The 26,013-nt window shown below is 69.8% G+C and carries 20 protein-coding genes and 3 pseudogenes; 9 read left to right on the plus strand and 14 right to left on the minus strand.

Features of this window, described 5'->3' with window-relative positions; all coding sequences use genetic code 11:
* Positions 1 to 61: 61 nt before the first annotated feature.
* Together BJF85_RS12290 and BJF85_RS12295 are read right to left on the minus strand one after the other, a co-directional pair.
* On the minus strand, positions 62 to 733 hold the full coding sequence (locus tag BJF85_RS12290; protein WP_075847445.1) for a response regulator transcription factor: 672 nt from the start codon (positions 731 to 733) through the stop codon (positions 62 to 64).
* Positions 730 to 2,175 carry a sensor histidine kinase gene (locus BJF85_RS12295; protein WP_369822150.1) on the minus strand — a complete coding sequence of 482 codons (1,446 nt, stop codon included), beginning with the start codon at positions 2,173 to 2,175 and terminating at the stop codon, positions 730 to 732. Before BJF85_RS12295 ends, BJF85_RS12290 begins: the two co-directional genes overlap by 4 nt.
* A 149-nt stretch (positions 2,176 to 2,324) precedes the next feature.
* Here BJF85_RS12295 and BJF85_RS12300 point away from each other — a divergent pair, with 149 nt between their 5' ends.
* Positions 2,325 to 3,626: a cytochrome P450 gene (locus tag BJF85_RS12300; protein WP_255375583.1), complete on the plus strand. Its 1,302-nt coding sequence runs from the start codon at positions 2,325 to 2,327 to the stop codon at positions 3,624 to 3,626.
* 193 nt (positions 3,627 to 3,819) lie between these two features.
* The gene (locus tag BJF85_RS12305) at positions 3,820 to 4,686 is read left to right on the plus strand and encodes an SDR family oxidoreductase (RefSeq protein ID WP_075847578.1); all 867 of its coding nucleotides are present in this window, start codon (positions 3,820 to 3,822) and stop codon (positions 4,684 to 4,686) included.
* A gap of 51 nt (positions 4,687 to 4,737) precedes the next feature.
* Here BJF85_RS12305 and BJF85_RS12310 read toward each other — a convergent pair whose 3' ends face one another.
* From BJF85_RS12310 to BJF85_RS12325, 4 genes and pseudogenes are all read right to left on the minus strand, one after another.
* A complete protein-coding gene (locus BJF85_RS12310) occupies positions 4,738 to 6,120 on the minus strand; it encodes an FAD-binding oxidoreductase (protein ID WP_075847451.1) in 1,383 nt (460 codons plus the stop codon).
* Positions 6,107 to 7,210, minus strand: a complete 1,104-nt coding sequence (locus BJF85_RS12315) for an MFS transporter (protein ID WP_255375584.1) — start codon at positions 7,208 to 7,210, stop codon at positions 6,107 to 6,109. Before BJF85_RS12315 ends, BJF85_RS12310 begins: the two co-directional genes overlap by 14 nt.
* 78 nt (positions 7,211 to 7,288) lie before the next feature.
* Positions 7,289 to 9,033 (minus strand): annotated as a pseudogene (locus BJF85_RS12320) (SLC13 family permease).
* A gap of 76 nt (positions 9,034 to 9,109) precedes the next feature.
* Positions 9,110 to 10,276, minus strand: coding sequence for a mandelate racemase/muconate lactonizing enzyme family protein (locus BJF85_RS12325; RefSeq protein WP_075847455.1), 1,167 nt, complete (start codon positions 10,274 to 10,276; stop codon positions 9,110 to 9,112).
* Between the two features lie 161 nt (positions 10,277 to 10,437).
* Here BJF85_RS12325 and BJF85_RS28935 point away from each other — a divergent pair, with 161 nt between their 5' ends.
* Both BJF85_RS28935 and BJF85_RS28940 read left to right on the plus strand, forming a co-directional pair.
* Positions 10,438 to 10,842: a GntR family transcriptional regulator gene (locus BJF85_RS28935; RefSeq protein WP_222844541.1), complete on the plus strand. Its 405-nt coding sequence runs from the start codon at positions 10,438 to 10,440 to the stop codon at positions 10,840 to 10,842.
* Positions 10,839 to 11,111, plus strand: coding sequence for an FCD domain-containing protein (locus BJF85_RS28940; RefSeq protein WP_222844542.1), 273 nt, complete (start codon positions 10,839 to 10,841; stop codon positions 11,109 to 11,111). Before BJF85_RS28935 ends, BJF85_RS28940 begins: the two co-directional genes overlap by 4 nt.
* 31 nt (positions 11,112 to 11,142) lie before the next feature.
* On the opposite strand, the gene BJF85_RS12335 is transcribed toward BJF85_RS28940, so the two are convergent.
* Positions 11,143 to 11,553 (minus strand): CoA-binding protein, encoded by a 411-nt coding sequence (locus BJF85_RS12335; RefSeq protein WP_075847457.1) that lies wholly within the window; start codon positions 11,551 to 11,553, stop codon positions 11,143 to 11,145.
* Between the two features lie 636 nt (positions 11,554 to 12,189).
* On the opposite strand from BJF85_RS12335, the gene BJF85_RS12340 reads away from it, so the two are divergent.
* Positions 12,190 to 13,365 (plus strand): HNH endonuclease signature motif containing protein, encoded by a 1,176-nt coding sequence (locus BJF85_RS12340; RefSeq protein ID WP_255375589.1) that lies wholly within the window; start codon positions 12,190 to 12,192, stop codon positions 13,363 to 13,365.
* 13 nt (positions 13,366 to 13,378) lie between these two features.
* Here the strand turns inward: BJF85_RS12340 and BJF85_RS12345 are convergent, their stop codons facing one another.
* Positions 13,379 to 15,019 carry a thiamine pyrophosphate-binding protein gene (locus BJF85_RS12345; protein WP_075847459.1) on the minus strand — a complete coding sequence of 547 codons (1,641 nt, stop codon included), beginning with the start codon at positions 15,017 to 15,019 and terminating at the stop codon, positions 13,379 to 13,381.
* A gap of 22 nt (positions 15,020 to 15,041) precedes the next feature.
* Positions 15,042 to 16,043: a glutathione S-transferase family protein gene (locus BJF85_RS12350; RefSeq protein ID WP_075847461.1), complete on the minus strand. Its 1,002-nt coding sequence runs from the start codon at positions 16,041 to 16,043 to the stop codon at positions 15,042 to 15,044.
* 106 nt (positions 16,044 to 16,149) lie between these two features.
* Here BJF85_RS12350 and BJF85_RS12355 point away from each other — a divergent pair, with 106 nt between their 5' ends.
* Entirely contained in the window at positions 16,150 to 17,535 is a 1,386-nt protein-coding gene (locus BJF85_RS12355; protein WP_075847463.1) for a wax ester/triacylglycerol synthase family O-acyltransferase, read from the plus strand.
* A 67-nt stretch (positions 17,536 to 17,602) separates the two neighbouring features.
* Here the strand turns inward: BJF85_RS12355 and BJF85_RS28945 are convergent, their stop codons facing one another.
* The gene (locus BJF85_RS28945) at positions 17,603 to 19,009 is read right to left on the minus strand and encodes an amidase (protein ID WP_075847582.1); all 1,407 of its coding nucleotides are present in this window, start codon (positions 19,007 to 19,009) and stop codon (positions 17,603 to 17,605) included.
* Between the two features lie 36 nt (positions 19,010 to 19,045).
* Positions 19,046 to 19,948: pseudogene (locus BJF85_RS28950) on the minus strand (D-2-hydroxyacid dehydrogenase); the annotation flags it as partial.
* 193 nt (positions 19,949 to 20,141) lie between these two features.
* On the opposite strand from BJF85_RS28950, the gene BJF85_RS12370 reads away from it, so the two are divergent.
* The 3 genes and pseudogenes from BJF85_RS12370 to BJF85_RS12380 all read left to right on the plus strand — a co-directional run bounded on the left by BJF85_RS12370 (position 20,142) and on the right by BJF85_RS12380 (position 22,424).
* A complete protein-coding gene (locus BJF85_RS12370; RefSeq protein ID WP_075847465.1) occupies positions 20,142 to 20,918 on the plus strand; it encodes an Asp/Glu/hydantoin racemase in 777 nt (258 codons plus the stop codon).
* A 62-nt stretch (positions 20,919 to 20,980) separates the two neighbouring features.
* Positions 20,981 to 21,714: pseudogene (locus BJF85_RS12375) on the plus strand (maleate cis-trans isomerase).
* A complete protein-coding gene (locus BJF85_RS12380; RefSeq protein ID WP_075847467.1) occupies positions 21,711 to 22,424 on the plus strand; it encodes a GntR family transcriptional regulator in 714 nt (237 codons plus the stop codon). Before BJF85_RS12375 ends, BJF85_RS12380 begins: the two are co-directional and overlap by 4 nt.
* 36 nt (positions 22,425 to 22,460) lie before the next feature.
* Here the strand turns inward: BJF85_RS12380 and BJF85_RS12385 are convergent, their stop codons facing one another.
* The 3 genes from BJF85_RS12385 to BJF85_RS12395 form a co-directional block, all read right to left on the minus strand.
* The gene (locus tag BJF85_RS12385; protein WP_075847584.1) at positions 22,461 to 23,069 is read right to left on the minus strand and encodes a class I SAM-dependent methyltransferase; all 609 of its coding nucleotides are present in this window, start codon (positions 23,067 to 23,069) and stop codon (positions 22,461 to 22,463) included.
* Between the two features lie 192 nt (positions 23,070 to 23,261).
* Positions 23,262 to 24,350, minus strand: a complete 1,089-nt coding sequence (locus tag BJF85_RS12390; RefSeq protein ID WP_075847469.1) for a tartrate dehydrogenase — start codon at positions 24,348 to 24,350, stop codon at positions 23,262 to 23,264.
* A gap of 52 nt (positions 24,351 to 24,402) precedes the next feature.
* Positions 24,403 to 25,872, minus strand: a complete 1,470-nt coding sequence (locus tag BJF85_RS12395; RefSeq protein ID WP_075847471.1) for an NAD-dependent succinate-semialdehyde dehydrogenase — start codon at positions 25,870 to 25,872, stop codon at positions 24,403 to 24,405.
* Between the last annotated feature and the right edge of the window lie 141 nt (positions 25,873 to 26,013).

Below are 26,013 nucleotides of genomic sequence, written 5' to 3' on the forward strand. Positions count from 1 at the left end.
GTCGACGGCCGCCGCGCGCGTCGGGCCGGCGATGTATCCCGCACGTCCTCCCCGAGGAGGATCAGGCCATCCCCGGGGCGACGATGCCGTGCTCGTAGGCGTACACCACGGCGTGCGTGCGGTCGCGCAGGCCGAGCTTGGCCAACACGCGTGAGACGTGCGTCTTCACGGTGGCCTCGCTGACGACGAACCTGCTCGCGATCTCCCCGTTGCTCGCCCCTTTGCCCAGCATGACCAGCACCTCGTACTCGCGGTCGGTCAGCTCGTCGGGCCTGCGCTCGGGGACCGGCGCAGCCGCGGGTTCGGTGAACCGGGCGATGACCCGCCGCGTCACCTCCGGCGAGAGCAGCGCGTCGCCGCGCGCGACCACGCGCACCGACTCGACGAGGTCCTCGGGCGCCGCGTTCTTCAGCAGGAACCCGCTCGCCCCGGCCTGCAGCGCCTCGAACAGGTAGTCCTCGCGGTCGAACGTCGTGAGGATGACGATCTTCGGCGCGGTATCGGGGTGTTCGCCCAGGAGCCGGCGCGTGGCCTCGAGCCCGTCGATGTTGGGCATCTGCACGTCCATCAGCACGACGTGCGGATGCACCTCCCCCACCAGCCGCAGCGCCTCGAGTCCGTCGCTCGCCTCACCGACCACGTCGATGTCGGGCTCCGCCCCGAGGATGACCCGGAACCCGGCGCGCACCAGCGCCTGATCGTCCACGAGCAACACTCGCAACGGCGCGTTCATCGGGTCCCCTCCCGTTCGGTGTGCATGCCGGCCGCATCCGTCCGGTCGGCTTCGGCCCGGTCGGCTTCGGTCCGGTCGACGGAGCGCAACCCCAGCGGCAGGCTGACCCGCACCCGATAGCCGCGGCCGTCGTCACGTTTGCCGATCTCGACCTGACCGCCGTGCACGGCGACGCGCTCACGGATGCCGACCTGCCCCAGACCACTGCCGCCGGTTCCGCCGCGGCCGTAGCCGTCGTCGATGACCTCCACCTCGAGGGCGGCCGCAAGGAACCGTACCCGCACGTCGACGTTCCGCGCGCCGGAATGCTTGACGACGTTGGTCAACGCCTCCTGCACCACGCGGTACGCGGTGAGGGCGACCGCGTCCGGCACCGGCCGCGGTTCGCCGTACACGCCGTAGTTCGCGACGATCCCCGACGAATCCATTCTGGACACGAGCTCGGGCAGGTCGTCCAGACCGGGCGACGAGGCGTGCTCGCCGACCTCGTCGGACGCGCGCGTGTCGACGTCGGCGTCGGCGCGCAGCACGCCAAGCAGGCCGCGCAACTCGCCGATCGCGGTCCGCGCGGTCTCCTCCACGGTCTGCAACGCCTCCCCCGCCAGCACGGGATCGCGGTCGAGCACGCGACGGGCGGCACCGGCCTGGATGCCCATCACCGACACGCTGTGCGCCACGACGTCGTGCAGGTCGCGGGCGATCCGCACGCGCTCGGCCACGACGGCGCCGTGCAGGTTCTCGTCCTGCGACTCCCGCAACTGCTCGTTGCGTTCCTCCAGTTCGTAGCGCCGGCGCGCGGTCTCCCAGGCCAGGTTGCCGAAGAAGTACGCCGAACCGAAGAACGCGACGTTGATGACGAAGCTGTACAGAATCGCCGCGGTCACCGGGTCGATGTGGCCGGAGGGCTGCAGGAAGTCGGCCGGTTCGTCCGCCGACGGCGTGATGACGATGAAGACGACGAGCCAGACGAACATGGCCACGATCACGGCGATCCGCGACCAGCGCGCCCACAGCCGGTTCCGTCCCCAGGCGCCGACGCTGTAGCAGGCGAGGAACAGGCACAGCGACGGTCCGGTGTTGTCGCCGATCTCACGGACCTGCGCGGCGATGAACAGCGTGCCGATGACGAACAGCACCGTGACGGGCAGGCGCCTGCGCGCGACCAGCGGCACCGACAGTGCCAGCCCCCAGGCCAGCTGCTCGGCCAGGGACGGCGCGGACCCGAACGACAGCAGGCCCATGCTGTTGACCAGCACCTGCAGCACCGTCATGCCCCCCGCGACCGCGAGCATCGTCACAAGGTCGGAACGCTGGATTCCCGGTTCGGGCCGTGGCCGGCGCCAGCTGCTCCAGGCCGTGCCCCTGCGCATCGCCGGCCCCATGCTCCAGGTGGTTCCCGCACGTGAGGAGGCCGCGGCGGGGTCACCGGTTCCGGATGTCATGCCGGCTACGTTATCCGCCGTCCGATTCCGCGGTGCCCATCCGCACCCGCGACACCGGGCGTGTCCCGGGTGCCCCCTTGTGCGACGACGCGCGATGGGGGCATGTTGGAACAGTAACTACTGAGCAGTAGATAACGGGAGGGCCAACGGTGTCGCTCGCGAAGCAGACCGTGCGCTGGGGGCTGACGCATGCGTTTCCGCGCGCGCTGCTCAACACCGCCGCGCGCAAGGGGGACCTGCAGGCCAGGTTGTTCCGGGAGTCGGCGGAGATTCCCACGCTGAGCCTGACCGGATTGTTCGACGAGATCCACGACCGCTCGTCGGTGATCCGCGGCAAGTACTCGTACCTGGTGTCCCGGCATGCGGTGGTCCGCGAGGTACTGACCTCGCCGGACGTGCGGGCCGGCATCGAGCGGGTGGACGGTCCGCTCGGCACGATGGCCAACTGGGCGATGTCGGATCACCTGCACCCGATCGAGCCGCCGAGCCTCCTGGCGACGGAACCGCCCGACCACACGCGCTACCGCAAGCTGGTGACCAGGGTCTTCACGGCGCGTGCGGTCGAGAAGCTCCGCACGCGCACCGAGGAGATCGCGACCGAACTGCTCGACGACATGGCGGCGCGCGCCGACCGCGGCGAGGCGGTCGACCTGATCGAGTCGTACTGCAGCCTGCTGCCGGTGACCGTGATCGCGGAGATCCTGGGCGTACCGGACCACGAACGGCACAGGGTTCTGACGTTGGGCACCGCGGCGGCGCCGAGCCTGGACATGGGCATGTCGTGGCGCCAGTTCCGCGACACCGACCGGGCGCTGCAGGAGTTCGACGACTGGCTGGGCCACCACCTGGCGAAGCTGAAGGCCGAACCGGGCGACAACCTGCTCAGCCAGCTCGTCGCGGCACGCGAGGACGGCGTCGGACTCGACGACAAGGAGCTGCGCGCGACGGCGGGGCTCGTGCTGGCCGCGGGCTTCGAGACGACCGTGAACCTGCTGGGCAACGGCATCTCCCTGTTGCGTGCGCACCCCGAACAGCGGGACAAACTGCGCCAGGACGCGCAACTGTGGCCGGGTGCGGTCGACGAGATCCTGCGCATAGATCCGCCGGTGCTGCTGACCGGCCGCACGGCCGTGCGCGACACCGAGATCGCCGGCGAGCCGGTGCGCGCCGGGTCGATCCTGACGACCCTCCTCGCGGGCGCCAACCGCGACCCCGAGGTCTTCGACGATCCGCACACCTTCGACGTCACGCGGCACAACGCGCGCGAGCACATCTCGTTCTCGTCCGGCCGGCACTACTGCCTCGGCGCCGCGTTGGCGCGCATGGAGGGCGAGGTGGGCCTGAACGCGTTGTTCGACCGCTTCCCCGACCTGGAGTTGCTGCCCGGCGCGCAGCACCGTCCGACACGGATCCTGCGCGGGTTCGAGACCCTGCCTGCCAAGCTCCGGTAGCCCGTCCCCGAAGTGCCAACACAGCGACGTGAGTTGCTGACACGGCGACGTGAAGTGCTGACACGGCGTCGTGGGGTGCTGACACGGCGTACTTGACAACCCTGTTTGTCAGTTGGATGCTGACGTGCGCCGTGCAGGAACCGGCGCGGTACTCGCCGATCAGCGCAAGGAGGCGCCGATGGGACTGGGCAACATGGTGCGCGGACGTCTCGGCCGCCGGCCGCGGCCGATCGAGGGTGCGGTCGTCACGATCACCGGCGGCGCCCGCGGAATCGGTGCGACGACGGCCGCGGCGCTGGTCGAGGCCGGCGCGGCGGTTGCCGTGGCCGATCTGGACGTCTCGGTGCTGCCCGAGGCGCTCGCCGAGCATCCGCGCGTGCGCGCGTGGGAGCTCGACGTCACCGACACGGCCGCCTACACCCGCTTCCTCGACCGGGTCGAGGACGAGCTCGGACCCGTCGACGTGGTGATCAACAACGCAGGCATCATGCCGCTCGGGCGGATCGACGACGAACCCGACGAGGTCACCGCCAAGCAGCTGGCGATCAACCTGCACGCGGTCATCCACGGCAGCAGGGAGGCCGTCCGCAGGATGCGCCCGCGCGGCCGCGGCCACATCGTCAACGTCGCCTCCGAGGCGGGCAAGATCGGCTTCGAGGGCGCGGCCACCTACTGCGCCACCAAGCACGGCGTCGTGGGTTTCTCCGAGGCCCTGCGTGCCGAACTGCACCGCAGCGGGCTCGAGGTCTCCGTCGTCATGCCGTCGGTGGTGCAGACCGAACTCGCCGCCGGACTGGGCGAGTCACGCGCCATCCGGCCCGTGACGCCGGAGGACGTCGCTGCGGCGATCGTCGGTGCGCTGCGCCGACCGAGGTTCGACGTGTACGTGCCCCGCGACCTGGTCGTGGCCAACACGCTCGGCGCCCTGCTGCCCCGGTCGCTGTCGGACGCACTGCTGCGTGCCACCGGCGCGCACCGTGTACTCGGCGGCGCCGACCACACGGCCCGCAAGGAGTACGAGGCACGGGCCGTCGGCTCGGCCCGCGACGTCGGCCACTGAGCGGAATCCGAGGGCCGGTGCCCGGATCCGGCCCGCGGTCGGCTCTCGTGCTCAGTCCTGGGGTCGGTCCGGGATGACCTTGCCGGGGTTGAGGATGTCGTGCGGGTCGAGGGCGGCCTTCACGGCGCGGTGCATCGCGATGACCTCGCCGTCGAGTTCCTCGCCCAGGCCCGGCCGTTTGAGCAGGCCCACTCCGTGTTCGCCCGTGACGGTCCCGCCGAGCGCCAGTGCGTCGCGGATGATGTCGTCGAACGCGGCGTGCGCCCGGCCGCGCGCCGCGTCGTCGCCGGCGGGGGTACTCAGCAGCGGGTGCAGGTTGCCGTCGCCGGCGTGGGCAATGTTGGCGATGGTGATGTCGTGGCGCCGCGCGGCGGCCTCGATGCGCCCCAGCATCTCCGGCACGGCGGCCTTCGGCACGCACACGTCCTCGGTCAGGAGCGGTCCGAGTCGTTCCAGGGCGGGGTAGGCCAGGCGGCGCGCGGCGAAGAGCGCGTCGGCCTCCTCCTGGTCGGTGGAGCGTGCGGCCCACGTCGCGCCGCCCTGTTCGAAGCAGTCGAGCATGCGCTGCGCCTCGGCCTCGCCCGCCTCGCCGGGCGCGTCGGTGCGGCCGAGGAGGACGACGTCGGCGTCGACGGACAGGCCCATGTTCTTCCACGCGTCGACGGCGGCCAGACAGTGCCGGTCGACGAGTTCGAGCGCCGATGGGGTGATCCCGGCATCGGCCACGGCGGCGACGGCGCGGCCGGCGTCGACGACCGACGAGAAGTAGCCGGCGACCGTGTGCTCGGGGTCGCGCAGGGGCCGCAGTTTGACGGTGATCTCGGTGACGACGCCGAGCGTGCCCTCGGAGCCGACCATCAGACCGGCCAGGTCGTAACCGGCGACGCCCTTCGCGGTGCGGCGGCCGAGGCGCACGAGCTCGCCGGTGCCGGTGACGACCTGCAAGCCCAGGACGTAGTCGCGCGTCACGCCGTACTTGACGCAGCACAACCCGCCCGCGTTGGTGGCGACGTTGCCGCCGATGGTCGACCACGGCGAGCTCGCCGGGTCCGGCGGGTACCAGAGTCCGCGCTCGGCGCACGCGGCGCGCAGATCGTCGTTGACGACGCCCGGTCCGACGACGGCGAGACGTTCGGACGCGTCGATCTCCGTGACGGCGGTCATCAGCTCGGTGGACACCACCACGCAGCCGTCGACGGCGTTCGCGCCCCCGGACAGGCCCGTTCCCGCGCCTCGGACGACGAGCGGGGTGCGATGCTCGATGCACGCGCGAACGGTGGTCTGGACCTCCTCGGCGGTGCGCGGACGCACCACCACGACCGGCTTTCCGTACGGAGCCCATTCGGCCTCGTCGTGCACGTACCCGGAGGCGACGTCGGGGTCGTCGACGAGCCGGTCCGCCGGCAGGTCCCTGCGCAGATCATCGAGCAGCATGACCCCCACGATAGGGCAAGCTGCAGGCGACGAGTGCGGTCAGCACGAGGGCCGCGGGCAGGCCCGCGGCGGCCCAGGCGCCGAGCAGCAGCAGTCCGGCGAGGTCGGTGCCGACGCCCGCCACGGACGTCACGGTCGCGCGGGTGTCGCTGTCGGTGATGCGGTCCTGCAGGCGGGCGCTCACGACGATCAGCACGCCGCGGTACAGCGCGTAGAACGCGGCGACCAGCACGAGCGCGGGCGGGTCGGCCCACAGTCCGGCGGCCGCGAACATCGCGACGCCGGCCAGCAACAGGGGTGCGGTCCAACGGTCGCGGATCCGCCCGGCCACCAGGGATCCGGCGGCACCGGCGAGGTGGATGCCGAGCGTGGCCGCCGGAACCCACTGCGCCGACACGTCCCACTGCTCGGCCAACAGCGGGAAGAACTCCTCGACGTCGTCGACGGCCGTCACCAACGCGACGACGGCAACAGCCCCACGCACCCCCGGCGTCCCGACGAGCACCCGCACCCCGGCCCCGAGGGTGCCGCGGGCACTGGGGTTGCGTGGGGAGCTTCTGGCGGGGCGGGCGGGTTCGGGGAGGCGGGCTGCGAGGACGGCGGCGGTCAGGCAGGTGGTGACGCTCGCCCAGCCGACGAGTTCGAAACCGCCGAGCGGCAGCAGCACGGTGGCCGCGCCGGCCGCGGGGATCTGGGCGAGCAGTTCGACGGCGCCGAGCCTGCCGTAGAGCCGTTGGAACCGGTGTGGTTCGCCGAGTTCGGTGAGGCTGTCGTACAGCCACGCCTCGCACGCACCGGACACCAACGACGCGCCGGCGCCCCACAACGCGAAGCCGACGGCGAACACGACGAGACCGGGCCAGGCCGTCCACAGGACGTACGCGGACGCTTGCGCCACCGCACCCAGCGCCATCGCGCCCGTGCGCGAGAACCGGTCCGCCCCGATGCCGGCGGGGACCTGGAACACGACGCCGGAGACCGACCAGATCGCCAGCAGTCCCGCGATCTGTGCCTCGGACAGCCCGCTGTCGGCGAACAACAGCGCGTACAGCGGGTACAACGGCACCGCATCGGCGACCAGCGCCCACACGGTCGCCCGCCGGCCCAGACTGCCCGCGTCCGGTCGGCGGTTCGGGCCATCGGCCCGATTCGGTTCATCGGCAGGGCGTCACGGTGGAGACATGACCCCGACGGTACCCGCGGGCCCGCCCCCGGTCGAGGCCTCGGCGGTCACCTGCGGTGAGCGCCGAGGCGTCCGATCCGGATGGTCGGGTCGTGATTCAGCGGAACCTGCGGGGACGGTCATCAGGTCGATGCCCCACAGTTGCGGAAGTATCACGAGTGCGGCCGCGACGAGGACCACCAACGCCGCGATGTTGAGCCAGAATCCGATGCTGATCATCTCTCTGATGGTGATCTTTCCCGTGCCGAAGATGATGGCGTTGGGTGGCGTTCCCACCGGCAACATGAAGGCACAGTTCGCCGCCATCGCGGTGGGCACCATCAGCGCGTAGGGATGGACACCGAGAGCCAGGGCCAGGGCCGCCATCACCGGCAGAATCATGGTTCCCGTCGCCGCGTTCGAGGTGATCTCGGTCAGGAACAGCACCAGCGCGGCGGCGACCACGATGGTGACCACCAGGTTCACGCCGTCGAGCACCATCAGCTGATCGCCGATCCACTCGGACAGCCCGGTGTCGGTGAAGCCGGCCGCGATGGCGAGACCGCCACCGAACAGCAGCAGGATGCCCCACGGGATCTTGGTGGAGTCCTCCCATTTCAGCACGCGCGGCTCCTCGGCGTCCCGGGTCGGGATGGCGAAGAGGATCACGGCGGCGGTCACCGCGACCATCCCGTCGCTGAGGCCGGGAATCAGGTCCTCCCACAGGAATGTGCGGGTGACCCAGAAGAAGGCTGCCCCGAGGAACACGGCCAGCACGGCCTTCTCCTCGTTCGACATCGCACCCAGCGAGCGCTTCTCGTTGCGGATGACCTCACGACCGCCGGGCAGCGTCGTGAAACCGAACCGGAACCGGACGAGCGTCAGATAGCACCACGCGAACACGAGGAGCACGATGACCAACGGGACACCGAACGCCATCCAACCGGCGAAGGAGATGGTCTGGCCGAACATCTGCGATGTCGTGGCAGCCAGGATCGCCAGCGGCGGCGTGCCGATCAGGGTGCCCAGACCGCCGATGGTCGCCGCGTAGCCGATCGCGAACACGATGCACTTCTCGAACTTCGGTACCTCGTGGGCATATTCGCCGTCGCGCAGTACTCGCGCCGTCTGATAAGCCACCGCGAGACCCACCGGGATCATCATCATCGTGGCCGCCGTGTTGGACACCCACATGGACAGGAACGCCGTGGCGACCATGAACCCGAGGATGATGCGACGCGGGCTCGTGCCGACCATCAACACGATGGACAGCGCGATGCGTTGATGCAGGTTCCACTTCTCCATGCGATGGCCAAGGCGAACCCGCCGAGAAAGAGGAACACGATGTCGTCGCCGTAGGACGAGACGACATCGTCGCCCTCCATGGCACCGGTGACCGGCAACAGGACGATCGGTAGCAGCGAGGTCACCGGGATCGGCACGACCTCCGTGATCCACCACGTGCCGATCCAGAGCGTGCTGGCGAGAACGGCAACGCCTTCCCGGGACAGCCCGTCGGGCTCGAAGAAAAGCAGGGTCAACAGGAACAGGGCCGGGCCGAGGACGAGGCCGGTCAGCCGGGCGGGCCCGAAGCTCCTCGGCCGGCCGCCCGAGGAGGAACCGCCCCGGCCCGTGCCCTGCCGCGAGGCCGATTCCGGGACGTCACGGAACCTGCACCGATGCGTTCCCGCTCCGGCTGCTTGCTCGTCGAGAACATCAGCAGACGTTTGATCTGCTGATGGGATTCCCATAGTTGGTCCCAGATTCCGGGGAGAGAGTATGCCGCCATTGCCATGTCTCGCCTTCTTCGAGGGTGGGGAGCCGGGGTCAGCTATGCAGGGCCCGGAGGATCTCGTAGAACTCGGCCTTGCCTTCGAGACCGACGCCGGGCCGGTCGCCGGGAGCGATACGACTGCCGGAGATCACGGCGTCATCGGTGAATCCGCCCGTGGGCTGGAACTCCCCGGGGTAGGACTCGTTCCCGCCCAGCTTCAGTGCCGCGGCGATGTGCAGGGAGAACTGGTGACCACCGTGCGGAATGCAGCGCCGGGACGACCAACCGTGCAGCGCCAACATGTCCAGCACCCTGCGGTACTCGGTCAGGCCGTAGCTCAGCGCGGGGTCGACCTGGATGTAGTCGCGGTCGGGACGCATCCCGCCGTAGCGGATCAGGTTGCGCGCGTCCTGCAGGGAGAAAAGGTTCTCGCCGGTGGCGACGGGGTTGCGGTAGTGCTCCGACAGTGTCGCGTTGAGACGGTAGTCGAGCGGGTCGCCGACCTCCTCGTACCAGAACAGGCCGTACGGTTCGATCGCGCGCCCGTACTTCAGGGCCGTGTCCAGGTCGAACTTCCCGTTGACGTCGACCATCAGGCGGGATCCGTCGCCGTCCAGCACCTCGAGAACCGCTTCGATCCGCCGGAGGTCCTCGACCAGGTCCGCACCACCGATCTTCATCTTCACGACGTCGTAGCCGGCGTCGAGGAAGCCGCGCATCTCGTTCTGCAGGTCCCGGTGCGTCTTGCCGGGCGCGTAGTAACCGCCCGCCGCGTAGACGAAGACGTCGGCGTCGGGCTCGCCGTCACCGTAGTGGTCGGAGATCCAGCGGTACAGCGGAACGCCGGCGGCCTTGGCGGCCAGGTCGTGGAGAGCCATGTCGAGCACGCCGACCGCGACCGACCGTTCGCCGTGACCGCCGGGTTTCTCGTTGCGCATCATGACGTCCCAGGCCCTGCCGGGTGAGAGTTCGCCGTTCTCGTCCAGCAACTCGCCCTCCGCGGCTTCCTGCAGCCGCGGCAGCATCCGCTCGTTCATGATGGCCGTCGCGTTGTAGCGACCGTTGGAGTTGAAGCCGTAGCCGACCAGCGGCGTGCCGTCGACGATCACGTCGCTCACGAGCGCGACGATCGTGCAGTCCATTTTGGAGAAGTCGATGTAGGCGTTGCGCATCGGGGAACTGATCGGGATGGTGCCGACGTGGGCGGAGACGATTCGCATGGTGTTCTTTCTGTCGTACAGGGTTCCGTCGGGCGGCTGATGCGACTGGAAGGTACTCTTATAAGAGCCTTATAAGAAGACGGCAGTCGTCCAGGTGCTGTGATGTGCAACACACATCAGCATGAGGAAGGGGCCCCACCATCGTCCGCCAGAATGACCGCATGGACGGGTCCTCGAGCAAAGGCGCGTTGGCCTATCGCGAACTACGCAGGCGCATCATCTCCGGTGAACTGGAACCGGGTTCGCGCCTGTCGCAGTACGAGCTGGCCGAGGAACTCGGCATGAGCATCACGCCGCTCCGTGAAGGAATCCGACAGCTGGCCAGCGAGGAGTGGCTGCACATGGACACCTACCGCGACGTCCGGGTCGCCCCGGTGAACGCGGAGGAGGCGCGTGAACTGCTGGAGGTGCGACTACTCCTGGAGCCCACCGCCACCGAACTCGCGGCGCAGCGACGGACCGACGCGGAGATCTCGGCCATGAAGCTGCCGCCGAAGCGCTGCTACCGGTCACCAGGACCTGGGGCGAGGACGCCATCCGAGCACACAGGGAGTTCCACCGGTTGATCTACCGCGCCTCGCACAACCACGTACTGATCCGCATGCTCGACAGCCTGTGGGACAAGGCCGACCGCTACCGACACGTCGGCCTACAACTTCCGGTGGGCAACGAGCCGCGAGGGCTCGACCTCGAACAGCATCACCAGATCCTCGATCTGGTGATCAACGGCGCGGGGCGACGCGCGGCCGAGCTGGTCCGCATCCACATCCACAACAGCCTCGGCGCCTCGGTGACCGAGACGCTCGAACAACCCCGCGCTGCCGCACGCGACTGAGGATCCCCGCGGCCGCCCATCGACGCCACGCTCAGCGCGTGGCTCCCGTCAGCGCCCGCACCACCGCGATGCACTGGTCCTCGACGTAATCCATCCCCGCCTCGGCCGCAATCTCCCGCGCCTGCGCCGACGTGATCCCCTGCTGCAACCACAGCGCCTTCGCACCGATCGCCGCGGCCTCCCGCGCGATTCCCGGAGCCTCCGCCGACGGGCGGAACACATCGACGATGTCCACCTTCTCCGGCACCTCCGCCAACGAGCGGTACACCCGCTCGCCCAGCAGGACGTCCGCGCTGGGATGCACCGGAATCACCCGGAACCCCGCCGACTGCATCGCCGCAGGAACCGAATGCGCCGCCTTCGCCGGATCCGCACTCAACCCCACCACAGCGATCGTCGACGCCTCCGCCAACACCCGCTCCGCCGTACCCGTCTCCGTCATACTCGCCAGCCTACGACCCCACATCCCGTGTCAGCATCCTGCGACACCGTCTTGGCAGCTCACCTCGCCGTGTTGGGGTTCTGGGGCGCCGTGTTGGCGTCTCGTGTCGCCGTGTTGGCAGTTCGCGTCGCTGTGTTGGCGTTCTGCGGCGGGGTGTTGGCAGTTCGCGGCGGGGTGTTGGGGTTCTGCGTCGAGATTTCCGTTCCGATACGTGGGGTCTGGGTGGAGGCCGTGAGGGTAAGGGTGCCTCGCCGGCGGGCAGGTCTCCGGGATGGTGGGGCGGCTTTGCCGCTGGTGAAGTGTCATCCCTCGACCTCTCGTTTGGGTATCACACTGCAGTCAGGGCGCAAGGTTTCGTTGTTGGGCGCCTGTTTGGTTTCGGGTTGCGCCCTGACTGCAGTGTGATGGTTCGGCCTTAGGTCGACGGGATGACACTTCACGGGGCAGTTCTGTGGGTTGGGTGGTTGGCGGGGGTGGCCTTGCTTCACTTCGACGGTTGGCGATTCTTCGGGGATTTTTTTGGTTACCTTGAGTGGTTGTTCTTCGTCATGCTTGTGGGTGGTGTTCGTCGATCAGTTGTTCGGTATTGTTGATTGCGTGAAAGCTGTTGGAGAGGTTATCGACGAGGCTCGGTCGGTGCTTGCTTTGCGGGCTCGGGCTGATGCTGCTGAGGTGTCGTTTCTTGCTTCGCTGGACTCTGGGTCGTCGTCGGATTCGGTGGAGCGGCGGTCGTTGGCTGAGGCGTTGGCGCCTGAGCTTCGGCTGTCGCCGCAGGGGGTTTTGGATCGGATTCATACCGCTTTGGCGTTGACTTATCGGATGCCTCGGCTGTTGCAGGCTATGCGGGAGGGGCAGGTGGATCGGTATTGCGCGGAGCGGGTTTTGAGTACTGTCGCGCCGGTTTCTGATTCCGATGCTCTTGAGGTTGATCGGCTGTTGGAGGAGAAGCTTTCTCGGTTGTCGTTGACGGCTTGGCAGCCTCGGAATATGGCTTGGCATGTCTCGCAGATCGTCAAGCAGGTCGACCCGGGCGCCGAGACCGCCGCCGCTCGCATGGCCCGCGAAGGGCGCAAGGTGACCCTCGACCACGGCGTCTACGCCCAGTCACGCCTGTTGGCCGATCTTCCTTCCGACGTTGCCTCGGCCGCCTACGCCCGGGTGGACGCCATGGCTCGAAAGCTTCGACTCTCCGACTCCTCCCGCAACCTGGACCAGTTGCGGGCCGATGTGTTCGCCGACCTGTTACCGGGCAACGACCCCGGCGTTCAGGTTCCGCAATCGGCGGCGATGGTCTATCTGCACATGCCGATCGACACGGCCCTGTCGATGTCCGAGACCGGGGCATCCATCGATGGCGTCGGGCCTGTCCCCGCTGCTTACGCACGGGAGATCATGACCAACCCGAAGTCCGTCTGGCGCAAGGTCCTCTGCGACCCCGCCACCGGGAACCCGGTTGATCTGGGCCGTTCCAGCTATCGTCCGAATTCGACGATCCGCAAGGTCGTCGAGGTGCGGGACCGGATGTGCATCGTGCCATGGTGTCGGCGACCCGCCCGGCATTGCGACTTCGACCATCTGCAGCAATGGGCCAAAGACAACGGCTCAACATCGACGGCCAACGCCGCGCCCCGCTGCCGCAAACACCACCAGCTCAAGAACGCGCCCGGCTGGATCCACTCCTACGACCCCGTCCACGGAACGTCCTCGACGACAACACCACTCGGGGTCACCTACACCGACAAACGCGAAACCGTCCTGCCACCGCGGTCGTCCGAAACCGACAGCGCGACGGACGAACCACCGCCGTTCTGAGGTGGCCGCCCAACTAGTCGCGGTACCACCGCGGCGACGTGTTCAACGGGGGTGACATCTCCGCGCCGACGACCAACAGGTTCGGCTCGTCGGAACGCGTGAACTCGCGCAGGCGCCTGCGGAAAGCCCTGCCGAAACCGTCGACGCGGTCGGCGTGCACTCCGAACGACTTGGCCAAGCCCACGAAATCGGGGGTAACCAAATCGACGCCCTCGTGTGGGAGGCCGGCTTGCGTCTGGTCGTAGCGCAACATGCCGTAGCCGCCGTCGTCGACCACGACGACCGTGACGGGCAGCTTCTCCTGCATCGCCGTCGCCAACTCGCCGACGCCGTACAGGAAACCACCGTCGCCCGTCACACACACCGCGCGGCCCACGCCCGCCGCCGCACCCAAGGACGCGGGGAAACCGAAACCGAGCGTGCCCCAACCCATCGGATACGCCAGTTTGCGCGGGGCGGAAACCCGATAGAAACCGCCGATCCAGTATCCCGCCACGCACATGTCCGACACCAGGACCGCATCACCCGGCAACGTCTCCGCCAAGGCCGACAAGAACTCCGCGGCCTGCGGCTCCTCACGTCGAATCCGCCTGCGCACCCGATACTCGATATCCGACAGCCTGCGCGACAACTCCCGCAAACCCTGCCGACGCGGCATCCCCAACGCCAACTGCTCGGTCATCTCCCGCGCATCGCCGGTCAAGCGCACATCAGGAACGTAGTTCTTCGCATCATCGACCGGATCGATATTGATGCTGATCAACGTCGGCGGCTTCGGCATACGCCAGTTCTGCGTCATCATGCCGTCGAAATCCGTGCCCACGGCCAACACGACATCCGCCTCGTCCCACAACGCACCCACCTCGGGCGCATGCACAGGATTCGGCGCACGACACGGATGATCAGGCGGCACGATCCCCCGCGCCGCATACGTCGTCACGATCGGCGCGGCCAAACACTCCGCCAACGCACCGATCGCCTCGCCTGCACCCGCGCGCAACGCGCCGCCACCCGCCCAGATCAACGGCCGCCGAGCCGTCGACAACAACTCCCTGGCCTGCAACAGATCCGCGACATCGACCCGATGAATCACCTCGGTCGCATCGGCAGGCAACGGATCCGACGCGGCAGCGGTCAGAAAGTCCGCCGGAATGCCCACATACACCGGACCGCTCTGCGCACGCCGCGCCAACCGCCCCGCCCGGCGCACCACCCGCGCGATGTCATCCGGATCCTCGACCGTGAACGCGGCCTTCGTCACCGGCGCGAACATCGCCTGCTGATCCGACGACTCGTGCAACACACCACGAACGACACCCGGACTGCGCAATGTGGACGGAACATCCGTGGCGATCACCACCACCGGTGTACCCGACGCGTACGCCTCGCCGACGGCGGCCAACGTGTTCGCCGCACCCGGGCCCGTCGTCACCAACGCGACCCCCAACCGGCCCGTCGCACGCGCGTACCCGTCCGCGGCGAAACCCGCGGCCTGCTCGTGGCGGACTCCGAACACGCGGATTCCCCGCCCGGACAACGAGCTCCACGCCGGAAGGTTGTGCACCCCGGGCAGCCCGAACACACAGTCGACCTCGAGCGCACGCAGTGCGTCGGCGAGTCGTCCTCCCCCCGTGTGTCCTTCCGTCGCTGCCACGCCGAGAGGATACGACCCGAGCTCACCCGTCCGAGGGGATGGCCTCCTGCTCAGGTGGCGGAGGCGGGGGCGTACCGTTACCGAACGGCCGTCCGCCCAGCTCCTCGCGCCCGTGCGGACTCGTCCAGCCGGCCAGATCCGGCCCCCGCGGCACGATCCGCGTCGGATTCACCTGCTCGTGCACCTGGTAGTAGTGCCGCTTGATGTGGTCGAAATCGACCGTGTCGCCGAATCCCGGAGTCTGGAACAGATCCCGGGCATACGCCCACAGCACCGGCAGCTCCGTCAACTTGTGCCGGTTGCACTTGAAGTGCCCGTGGTACACCGCGTCGAACCGCACCAACGTGGTGAACAGGCGGATGTCGGCCTCCGTGATCGTGTCCCCCACCAGGTACCGCTGCCCCGACAGTCGCTCCGACAACACGTCCAACCGCGCGAACAACCGGCCGTAGGCGTCGTCGTAGGCCGTCTGCGACGACGCGAACCCCGCCTCGTACACCGCGGCGTTCACATCCCGGTGCACGTCGGCGTTGACCTCGTCGATCTCGTCCCGCAACGCCTCCGGATACAGCTCGGGCGCGCCGTCCCGCTGATACGCCGACCACTCGGTGCCGAGGTCGAGGGTGATCTGCGGATAGTCGTTCGTCACCAACCTCCCGCTCGGCACGTCGACGATCGCCGGCACGCTGATACCACCGTCGTAGGTCGGATCGGCCCGCTCGTACGCCTCGTACAGGAACCCGATGCCCAACACCGGGTCGACATCGCCCGGGTCGAGGGTGAACCGCCAACTGCGCTCGTCCTGGATCGGGTCGGCCACCGCGACCGACAACGCCTCCTCCAGGCCCAACAACCTGCGCACGACCAGCGCCCTGCTCGCCCACGGACACGCCCGGCTCACCACCAGCCGATACCGGCCCGCCTCGACGGGCCAGCCGTCGCGGCCGTCGGCCGTGATGCGCGCGGTGAAGGCGTTGGGCGCGCGATGGAACTCGCCGGTCTCCGGATCCGTGGGAATCGTCATGCGAACGACGCTAGGACACCGGCGCCTGTGCGTACACTCGGCGCACCGCAGGCGACCGCCCGCAACGGGGCGAGCGGTCGCGAGAAACCGGTGAGAGGTGACGCCGATGTCGCTGATGCCCGTGACCGACTCGATGTTTCTCGCCGTGGAAACCCGCGAGCACCCGATGCACGTGGGCGGACTGCAGCTGTTCACCCCGCCCGACGACGCCGGGCCCGAGTACCTGCGCGACCTCCGCGAGAACCTGCTGGAACGCACGAGCGTGCGCGAGGCGCTCCAGAGGCGCCTGCGCACACCCGTCAACACCGCCGGCTACCTCGCCTGGCAACGCGATCCGCAGCTCGACCTCGACTACCACTTCCGACATTCGGCGCTGCCCCGGCCGGGCCGCATCCGCGAACTGCTCGAACTGACCTCCCGCTGGCACAGCACGCTGCTCGACCGGCACCGCCCGCTGTGGGAGGCGCACCTCGTCGAAGGTCTCGCCGACGGGCGCTTCGCGGTCTACAGCAAGATCCACCACGCCGCGATGGACGGCGTGTCCGCCCTGCGCCAACTCACCGACGTGCTCTCCGACGACCCCGCCGACCGCGACTGCCCGCCGCCGTGGGGCAAGCCCCGGTCGAGCCCACCCGCGGCGCGCCCCGCGCTCGGCGCCCTCGACCCCCGCGAGGCCGTGCGGGCGGCGACGGGCGCCGCACGGCAACTGGCCGAGGTGCCCGGCGGCGCGGTGCGCATCGCGAAGGAGATGCTCCGTGCACAGGCCCTGACTCTGCCGCTGCAGGCCCCGCGCACGATGTTCAACGTGCCGATCGGCGGTGCACGGCGCTTCGCCGCGCAGTCGTGGCCGCTGGACCGCGTGCGGGCCGTGGCGTCGGGCGCCGGGGTGAGCCGCAACGACGTCGTCCTGGCCATGTGCGCGGGCGCGCTGCGCGAGTACCTCGTCGAGGCCCACGCCCTGCCCGCGCAGCCGCTGACGGCGCTGGTGCCGGTCTCCATGCGGTCGGCGAAGGACGCCGACGCGGGTGAGGCGTCCGGCAACCGCATCGGGGCTCTGCTGGCCAACCTCGGCACCGACCTCGCCGACCCGGCCGACCGGCTCGCGACGATCGCGCGGTCGACGACCGAGGGCAAACGGCTGTTCCGCGAGCTGACGCCGGTGCAGGCGCTGTTGCTGTCCGCCCTGAACGTCGCGCCCCTCGCCGCGAGCCCGCTGCCCGGGTTCACGACCGCCACCCGCCCGCCGTTCAACCTCGTCATCTCCAACGTGCCGGGACCGCGCAGGCAGATGTACTGGAACGGGGCCCGGCTCGACGGCATCTACCCGGCGTCGGTACTGCTCGACGGGCAGGCGCTCAACATCACGCTCACCACCACCGGCGACAACGTCGACGTCGGCATCACCGGCTGCCGGCGCAGCGTGCCGCACCTGCAACGCCTGCTGACCCACCTCGAGACCGCGCTGACCGACCTCGAGAAGACGACGCGCTGAACCGGCGCTCAGGCAGGCGCTCAGGCAATCCCCTCGGACGCCGGGCACCCCGGGGGTGAGCGACCCGTCACGGGCGGTCGGCGGGGCGATCGGTCGGCCAGGGGTTGATCTCCTCGACCAGTTTCGCCACCGCGAGGACGAGGTCGTCGGAGTGGCGCGGGCCGACGATCTGCAGGCCCACCGGCAGGCCGGCGGACGTGAAGCCCGCGGGCACGGTGATCGCGGGCTGCTGGGTCATGTTGAACGGGTACGTGAACCGCGTCCACTGCGGCCACGTCTCGTACGGTCCGCCCGGCGGCACGTCGTGGCCCGCCTCGAACGGTTCGATCGGCATCGTCGGGGTGATCAGCACGTCGAACCGGCTGTGGAACTCGCCCATGTGGATGCCGAGCGCCGCGCGGGTGGCCGACGCCTCCAGGTAGTCGCTCGCCGAGTACGTCCGGCCCTCCTGCCACACGCGGCGCAGGCCCGGGTCGACGAGCTCCTCCGAACCGGCCGGGAACGTGTCCAGCCACTTCGCCGCGCCCGTCGACCACAGGATGCCGAACGCGTCGGCGGGGTCGGTGAAACCCGGATCGGCGTCCTCGACGTGGAGACCGGCGTCGGCGAGCTGCGTCACCGCCGCCGCGACGATCCGCGCGACCTCCGGGTCGACGTCGACGTATCCGAGGTCTGCCGAGAAGGCCGCGCGCAGTCCGCGCACGTCGCGGCGCACCGCCTCTCGGTAGGAGCTCAACGGCGGCGGCAGCGCGTTCGGGTCGCGGTGATCGGTGGTGGTCAACACGTCGAGCAGCAGCGCCGTGTCGTCCACCGACCGGGCCATGGGTCCCGCGTGCGAGAGCGGACCGAACGGGCTCGCCGGGTACAGCGGGATCCGGCCCGCGGTCGGCTTGAACCCGACGATGCCGCAGAACGACGCCGGAATCCGCACCGAACCGCCGCCGTCGGTGCCCACCGACAACTCACCCATGCCCGCGGCGACCGCCGCGCCGCTACCCCCGCTGGAGCCGCCGGGCGTCAACGCCGGGTTCCACGGATTGCGCGTGACTCCGTCGAGCGGACTGTCGGTGACCGCCTTCCACGCGAGCTCCGGCGTGGTCGTCTTGCCCAGCAGCACGAGCCCGTGTTCGCGCATCCGCGCGGTCACCGGGCTGTCGATCTCCCACGGCTGGTCCGGGTCGATGCACCGCGAACCGCGCAACGTCGGCCAGCCCTCGGTGAGGAACATGTCCTTCACCGACGCGGGCACCCCGTCGAGCCAGCCGATCGGATTGCCCGTACGCCACCGTTCCTCGGACGCGCGCGCCGCGTCGAGCGCCACCTCGGGCTCTACCCGCGTGTAGGCGCGCAGCTCGGGATCACGCTTCTCGATCGTCTCGAGTGCGGTCCGCGTGGCCTCGACCGGGGACAGTTCCCCCGCCGAGTAGGCGGCCAGCAGTTCGCTCGCGGTCGACAGGGCCGGAGTGCTCGTCATGCCTCTCCTCACGCGCCGATGCGTCAGCTCCCGGAGAACGTAACCCAGTTGCTTGTCCACGACGTTGCGCAGTTGCTCGCCGGCACGCCACCGGCGGAAGTTCTCGGCGAATACCCCGACCAGCTCGTTGCGCCACCCGACGACGTCCCCGGACATGTGCGGGGAGATCAACACGTCGTCCATCGTCCACAACGGATGGTCGACCGGCAGCGGTTCGGTGTCGAACACGTCCAGCGCCGCGCCCGCGAGCTCGCCCCCGCGCAGCGCGGCGACCAGGTCGTCGGTGACGACGAGCTCGCCCCGGCCGACGTTGATGAACCGCGCCGACGGCTTCATCGCGGCGAACGCGGCGGCGTCGAACATGCCCGAGGTCTGGTCGGTCAACGGTGCGATCGCCACGACGTAGTCGGCGTCCGGCAGGTGCTCGGTGAGCCGGTCGGTCGAATGCACGGTGCCGAAGTCGGGGTCGCCGTCGCGGGCCCGGCGGCCCGCCCCCGACACGCGCAGTCCGGCCGCGCGCAGCAGCCGCGCGATCGCGCGTCCGATCGGACCGGTGCCCACCACGAGCGCCGAGGTTCCCGCGATGCGCTCGGTCTCGCGGTGCCGCCACGTGCGCTCGTCCTGCAGCCGCAGGGAACGCGGCATGTCCTTGGCGAACATGAGGACCTGCCCCAGCACGTACTCGGCGATCGAGTCGTCGAAGACGCCGCGCGCGTTGGTCAGCGTCACGTCGCTGGCGCGCAGCTCGGGGAACATCACCGGGTCGACGCCGGCGGCCGCGATGTGCAACCACTCGAGCCGGTCGGCCGACTGCCATGCCGAGGGCAGCGCCGTCGACAGGAACTCGTACATGAACAGCGCGTCGGCCCCGCGCAGCGCCTCGGCCAGGCCGGCGGCGTCGGTGTACCGCACCTCCGCGACCTCTTCGATGGGACCCATGTCCGGCGGGTGTTCCTCACCACGGAGCACGGTCAACACGGGCGTGCGGGCATCGGTCACCGTCGCATTCACCGTTGACACGCTATGAGCGCCTCGTATGATTGTCAACAATCCGAGGAACACCCCCGGAGGCCCACGTCTGCCTGTCTCCCGCAGTTGTTCTGCGCCTGTGCCGCCGCCCGGAGGTCAAGCCTTGGACGTACCCGCCGTGGACTTCCAATCCTTCGAAGGGCCACTCGCCCAACGAGGGATCGGCGTCATCGCGCCGTTCGACCTCGCGCTCGAACGCGAGCTGTGGCGCTGGGTGCCCCTGGAGGTCTCGCTCCACCTCGCCAGGACGCCGTACGAACCCGTGCCCGTCAGCATGGAGATGGCGCACCTGGTCAGCAACGCGCAGCACCTGGCCGCCGCGACCCGGGACGTGCTGCACGTCGAACCCGAGGTCGTCGCGTACCTGTGCACCTCCGGCAGCTTCGTCGCCGGCGTCGACGCCGAGCACACACTGCGCAAGGTCATCTGCGACGCCGGGGCGCCCGACGCCGTCACCACGTCCGGCGCGCTCGCCGAGGTCCTCGAGCTGCTCGACGTCGGCCGCGTCTCGGTGCTCACCCCGTACGACGCGGACCTGACCGGCAAACTGCACGACTTCCTCGCCGAGCTCGGCGTCCGCACCGTCTCGAGCGACCACCTCGGCCTCGGCGGCGGCATCTGGAAGGTCAGCTACGCCACGATCGCCGAACGCATCCTCGCGGCCGACCACGGCGACGCCGAGGCGATCTTCGTCAGCTGCACCAACCTGCCCACCTACGACCTCATCGACCCGCTGGAGCAAACCCTCGGCAAACCGGTGCTGACGGCGAACCAGCTGACGATGTGGGCCTGTCTGCAGCGGATGGGCCTGCCGATCGTGGGCCCCGGCTCCTGGCTGCGCGCCCCCGGGCAGGCCGAGGACCTCGGGGAGGCCGGCTGACCCCACCCCCGTGATCGACCAGTGAGCAACAATCCCTGCCTGTCCCTCGAGGAGGTTCACCCGTGCCCACGATCGGATTCATCTATCCGGATCACGCCGCCGAGGACGACTACCCGCTCGCCGAACGACTGCTCGGCGAGCAGTCCGGTGACGCGGTCGCCCTGCCGGTCGAGCACATCTACGGCACCGACCTGCACGCCGTGCCCGAACTGCTCGACCTCGGCTCCCCCGAGCGACTGGCCGAGGGTGCGTCGTTGCTCGCGAAGCACCGGCCCGACGCCGTGGTGTGGGCCTGCACGAGCGGCAGTTTCGTCTACGGCTGGGACGGCGCGGCCGGGCAGATCGCGGGCCTGTCCGAGGCCGCGGGAGGCACGCCCGCCTCGAGCACGTCGCGGGCGTCGTGCACGCGGCGCAGGAGCTCGGGGTGCGGAAGGTCGCCGTCGCGGCGAGTTACCCCGACGACGTCGCCGCGTTGTTCGTGGAGTTCCTGGGCCGCGGGGGCATCGACGTGGTGTCGATGTCCGCGGCCGACATCGACACCGCCGCCGAGGTGGGCCAGCTGCCGCCCGAGCAGGTCGTCGCGCTCGTCGTCGACCGCGACCACCCGGACGCCGATGCCCTGCTCGTGCCCGACACGGCGATGCGCACCCTCGCGCTGATCGACGACATCGAGGCCCGGATCGGCAAGCCGGTGCTCACCGCCAACCAGGTCACGGTGTGGGAGGGCCTGCGCCTCGCCGGCGTCTCGCCCGTCGCCGGCCGGCTCGGCACACTGTTCCGCGGGGGCCGGCGATGATCGGGGACATCGAACCGGTCAGCCGCGAATCCACCGCCGCGATCATCGCCCGCCAGCTGCGCGAGGCGATCATGACCGGCGCGCTGCCACCGGGGGCGCAGCTGGGCGAGGCGGAGCTGGCCGCCCAGTTCCAGGTCTCCCGGGGTCCGCTGCGCGAGGCGATGCAGCGCCTCGTGTCCGAGGGACTGCTGCGCAGCGAGCGGCACCGCGGGCTGTTCGTGATCGACCTCGAACCCGGCGACGTGCAGGACATCTACGCGGCCCGCACCGCGGTGGAGCGCGCGGCGGCGACCCTCGTGGTCCGCTCCGCCGACCGCGACGAGGTGGCCGCCACCCTCGACGACGCGGTCAAGGCCATGGCCGAGGCCGACGAGCAGGGCGATCCGACCGCGCTGTCCGAGGCGGATCTGCGGTTCCACGAGGCGCTGATCGAGGCGTCCGGCAGTCCCCGACTGCGCCGCATCGCGCGGACGTTGATGATCGAGACGCGCATGTGCCTGTCGGCCCTGCAACGGACGTACCCCGGCGACGGCTACGAGACCGACGAACGCATCGCCGAGCACAAGGCCATCACCGACGCCGTCCGCTCGGGCGCCGAACGGCATCTGCTCCGGCTCCTCGAGGAGCACATGGCCGACGCCGTCGACCGGCTCGCCCCCGGCACCGGACTGCACGCCGACGGCGACGGACCCGCGCCCGACCGCCGCTGAGCCGGCCGGGCTCGTTCAGCGCCCGGGCGTCCGGGTTCAGGCCTCGCTGCGGGCCCCGCGGCAGGCGTACGTCATCGCGGGCGGCAGGTTCCGCCACACCGGCGATTGGATCTCGACGTCGTCGAACGTGGCCTCCACGGCGGCGCGGAATCGCTTGGCGCCGGGGATGCGCGCCGCGTGGACGTAGGCGAACGTGCTGAACACGCCGTGCGGGGCCAGCGCCGCCGCGATCTCACCGAGCAGCTGCTCCTGCAGCTCCGCGCTGAACAGCGACCACGGAAGCCCGCACAGCATCGCGTCGACCGACGTGACACCGCGGTCGGCGAGCAGCTTGCCCAGGTCGGCGGCGTCGCCGTGCACGACCTCGACGTTCGGGAAGTTGCGCGACAGGTGCTCGGCCATCCGCTCGTCCAGCTCGACCGCCAGGTAGCGACCGTCGGCCGGGACTCTCTCCTGAAGCAGTCTCGTGAAGGCGCCGGTTCCCGCGCCGATCTCCACGATGGTCGGCGCCTGGACCGCGGGAACCGCGGAGGCCATCCGCGCCGCGAGGGCGCGCGAACTGGGCGCTGCCGCGCCGACCGTCTTCGGGTTGCGGACCGCGGCCGAAAGGAACGGCAGCAGCGACCGCTTCAGGGCATCGAGCATGACCTCCACCATGCGTGATTACCGCGCACATTGCTCCGTGTCAGAAATCACACCGGGTCTGGACCACGGGGAACGCGCGAGATCCCGACGACGTACGTCTCGAAACGGCGCGCCCCTCCCGCCCACCTCTCGCCCATATCGGACTGTTCGACCGAGTTGAGCGCTATGTCCCACCTGTCGCCTTCAACCGCTTCATCCGACCAGTTCGGACTGTCCGTGCGGGGCGGTCACGCCCTCGGCGATCGCCGCCCCGAGCTCTTCGGTCGTGGCCGTGCCGCCGAGATCCGGCGTCAGCACCGCACCGGCGCCGAGCACCCGTTCGACCGCGGCCCGCACCGCGTCGCCGGCCGCGCGCTCCCCGAGCTGGTCGAGCATCATCGCCGCCGCGAGGATCTGCGCGACCGGGTTGGCGATGCCCTGGCCCGCGATGTCCGGGGCGCTGCCGTGCACCGCCTCGAACATCGACGGGAACGCGCCGTCCGGGTTGACGTTGCCGGACGGTGCCATGCCCAGGCCGCCGGTGATCGCCGCGGCGAGGTCGCTGAGGATGTCGCCGAACAGGTTCGAGCCCACCACCACGTCGAGCAGATCCGGCCGCTGCACCATGCGCGCGGCCAACGCGTCGATGTGCATCTGCTCGGACTCGACGTCCGGGTACTCCGCCGCGATCTCGGCGAAGATCTCGTCCCAGAACGGCATCGTGTGGATGATCCCGTTCGACTTGGTCGCCGAGCAGACGCGGCCCTGCCGCGTGCGCGCGAGTTCGAAGGCGTACCGGATGATCCGTTCGACACCGACGCGGGTGAACACCGACTCCTGCAGCGCGAACTCGCCCGGCTGCCCGTCGTTGTGCCGGCCGCCGAGGGTCGAGTACTCGCCCTCGGAGTTCTCCCGGACGATCACCATCTCGAGCTCGTCGGCCGAACGGCCCGCCAGCACCGACGTGGTCCCCGGCAGCAGGCGCACGGGCCGGAGGTTGACGTACTGCGCGAACGCCCGCCGGACCGGGATCAGCAGTCCCCACAGCGACACGTGGTCGGCGACGCCGGGGAAGCCGACCGCGCCGAGCAGCACCGAGTCGAACGGGCGCAGCGTGTCGATCCCGTCGGCGGGCATCATCGAGCCGGTCTCGGCGTACCGCCGGCAGCTCCAGTCGAACTCCGTCCATTCCAGACCGAAGCCGTGGCGTTCGGCGGCCGCGTCCAGAACCTTGCGCGCCTCCGCCTGGACATCGACCCCGATGCCGTCGCCGGGAATCGACGCGATGCGATATGTGTTCACAGATCTCCGTTCAACCGAGCGTCGTGCGAGGGGTGCCGATCCGAGCGGGCCGTCAGGACAATCCGCCGATGGCGATGTACTTGGTCTCGAGGAATTCCTCGATGCCGACGGTGCCGCCCTCTCGGCCGAGGCCCGACTGCTTGACCCCGCCGAACGGGACGGCCGCGTTCGACACGACTCCCTGGTTCAGCCCGACCATGCCCGTCTCCAGGCGCTCGCTGACGCGGATGGCGCGTGCGATGTTCTGCGTGTAGACGTAGGCGACCAGGCCGAACTCGGTGTCGTTGGCCGCGGCCAACGCCTCCTGCTCGGTCTCGAACGTCGAGATGGGCGCGACCGGGCCGAAGATCTCCTCGGAGCTCATGCGCGCCTTCGCCGGCACACCGGTGAGCACGGTCGGCTGGTAGAAATTGCCCGGACCGTCCACAGTGGCCCCACCGGTGAGCACCTTCGCGCCGTTCTGCGCCGCGTCCGCGACCAGTTCGGACACCTTCGCGATGGCGGCCGAGTCGATCAACGGGCCCACCACGACGCCGTCCTCGGTGCCGCGCCCGATGGCCAGCCCCTCCATGCGCTCGGTCAGCTTGCGGGAGAACGCGTCGGCGACCGAGCTGTGCACGTAGAAGCGGTTCGCCGCGGTGCACGCCTCGCCGATGTTGCGCATCTTCGCCTGCATCGCACCGTCCACGGCCGCGTCCAGGTCGGCGTCCTCGAACACGAGGAACGGCGCGTTGCCGCCCAGTTCCATCGACGTCCGCAACACCGTGCCGGCGCACTGCTCGAGCAGCTTCTTGCCGACCGCGGTCGACCCGGTGAACGACAGCTTCCGCGCGCGCCCGTCGCGGATCATCGGCTCCATCACGCCGCCGGCGTCGGAGGTCGTCACGACGTTGAGCACGCCATCGGGCAGTCCGCTCTCGGCCAGGATTCCGGCCAGCGCGAGCATCGACAGCGGCGTCTGCTCGGCGGGCTTGATCACCATGGTGCACCCCGCCGCGACCGCGGGGCCGATCTTGCGCGTGCCCATCGCCATCGGGAAGTTCCACGGAGTGATCAGCAGACACGGGCCGACCGGCTGCTTGGTGACGAGGAACCGGCCCGCGCCGTTGGGCGCCACCGCGTACCCGCCGTCGATGCGCACGGCCTCCTCGGCGAACCAGCGGAAGAACTCGGCCGCGTAGGCGATCTCGCCCTTCGCCTCGGCCAGCGGCTTGCCCATCTCGAGGGTCATCAGCAGGGCGAGCTCGTCCTGGCGCTCCATGAGCTTCTCGTAGGCGCGGCGCAGGATCTCCCCGCGCTCGCGCGGCGCGACCTCGGCCCAGTCGGCCTGTGCGGCCACGGCGGCGTCGAGCGCGGCGGTGCCGTCGCTCGGTGAGGCGTCGGCGACCGCGCACAGGACCTCACCCGTGGCCGGGTCGGTCACGTCGAGCGTCGCGTCCCCCGACGCCGCCGTCCACTTGCCGCCGATGAACAGCTCCTTGTTCACCGCCGAGACCACACCGGCTTCACTGACCGTGCTCATTGCCACCGCTCCAAAGTCGTCGTCAAAGTCGTCATCGCGTCCGTCTTCGTCGAGCCCCAGCCCGCCAGGGATGCTACGAATATTGTTGACAATCTACAACCCCGCGGACTACAACGAGAGTACGCGGTTCGGCTGCCCAGA

Origin of the sequence: Saccharomonospora sp. CUA-673, assembly GCF_001942305.1 — a bacterium.
Lineage (GTDB): Bacteria > Actinomycetota > Actinomycetes > Mycobacteriales > Pseudonocardiaceae > Prauserella.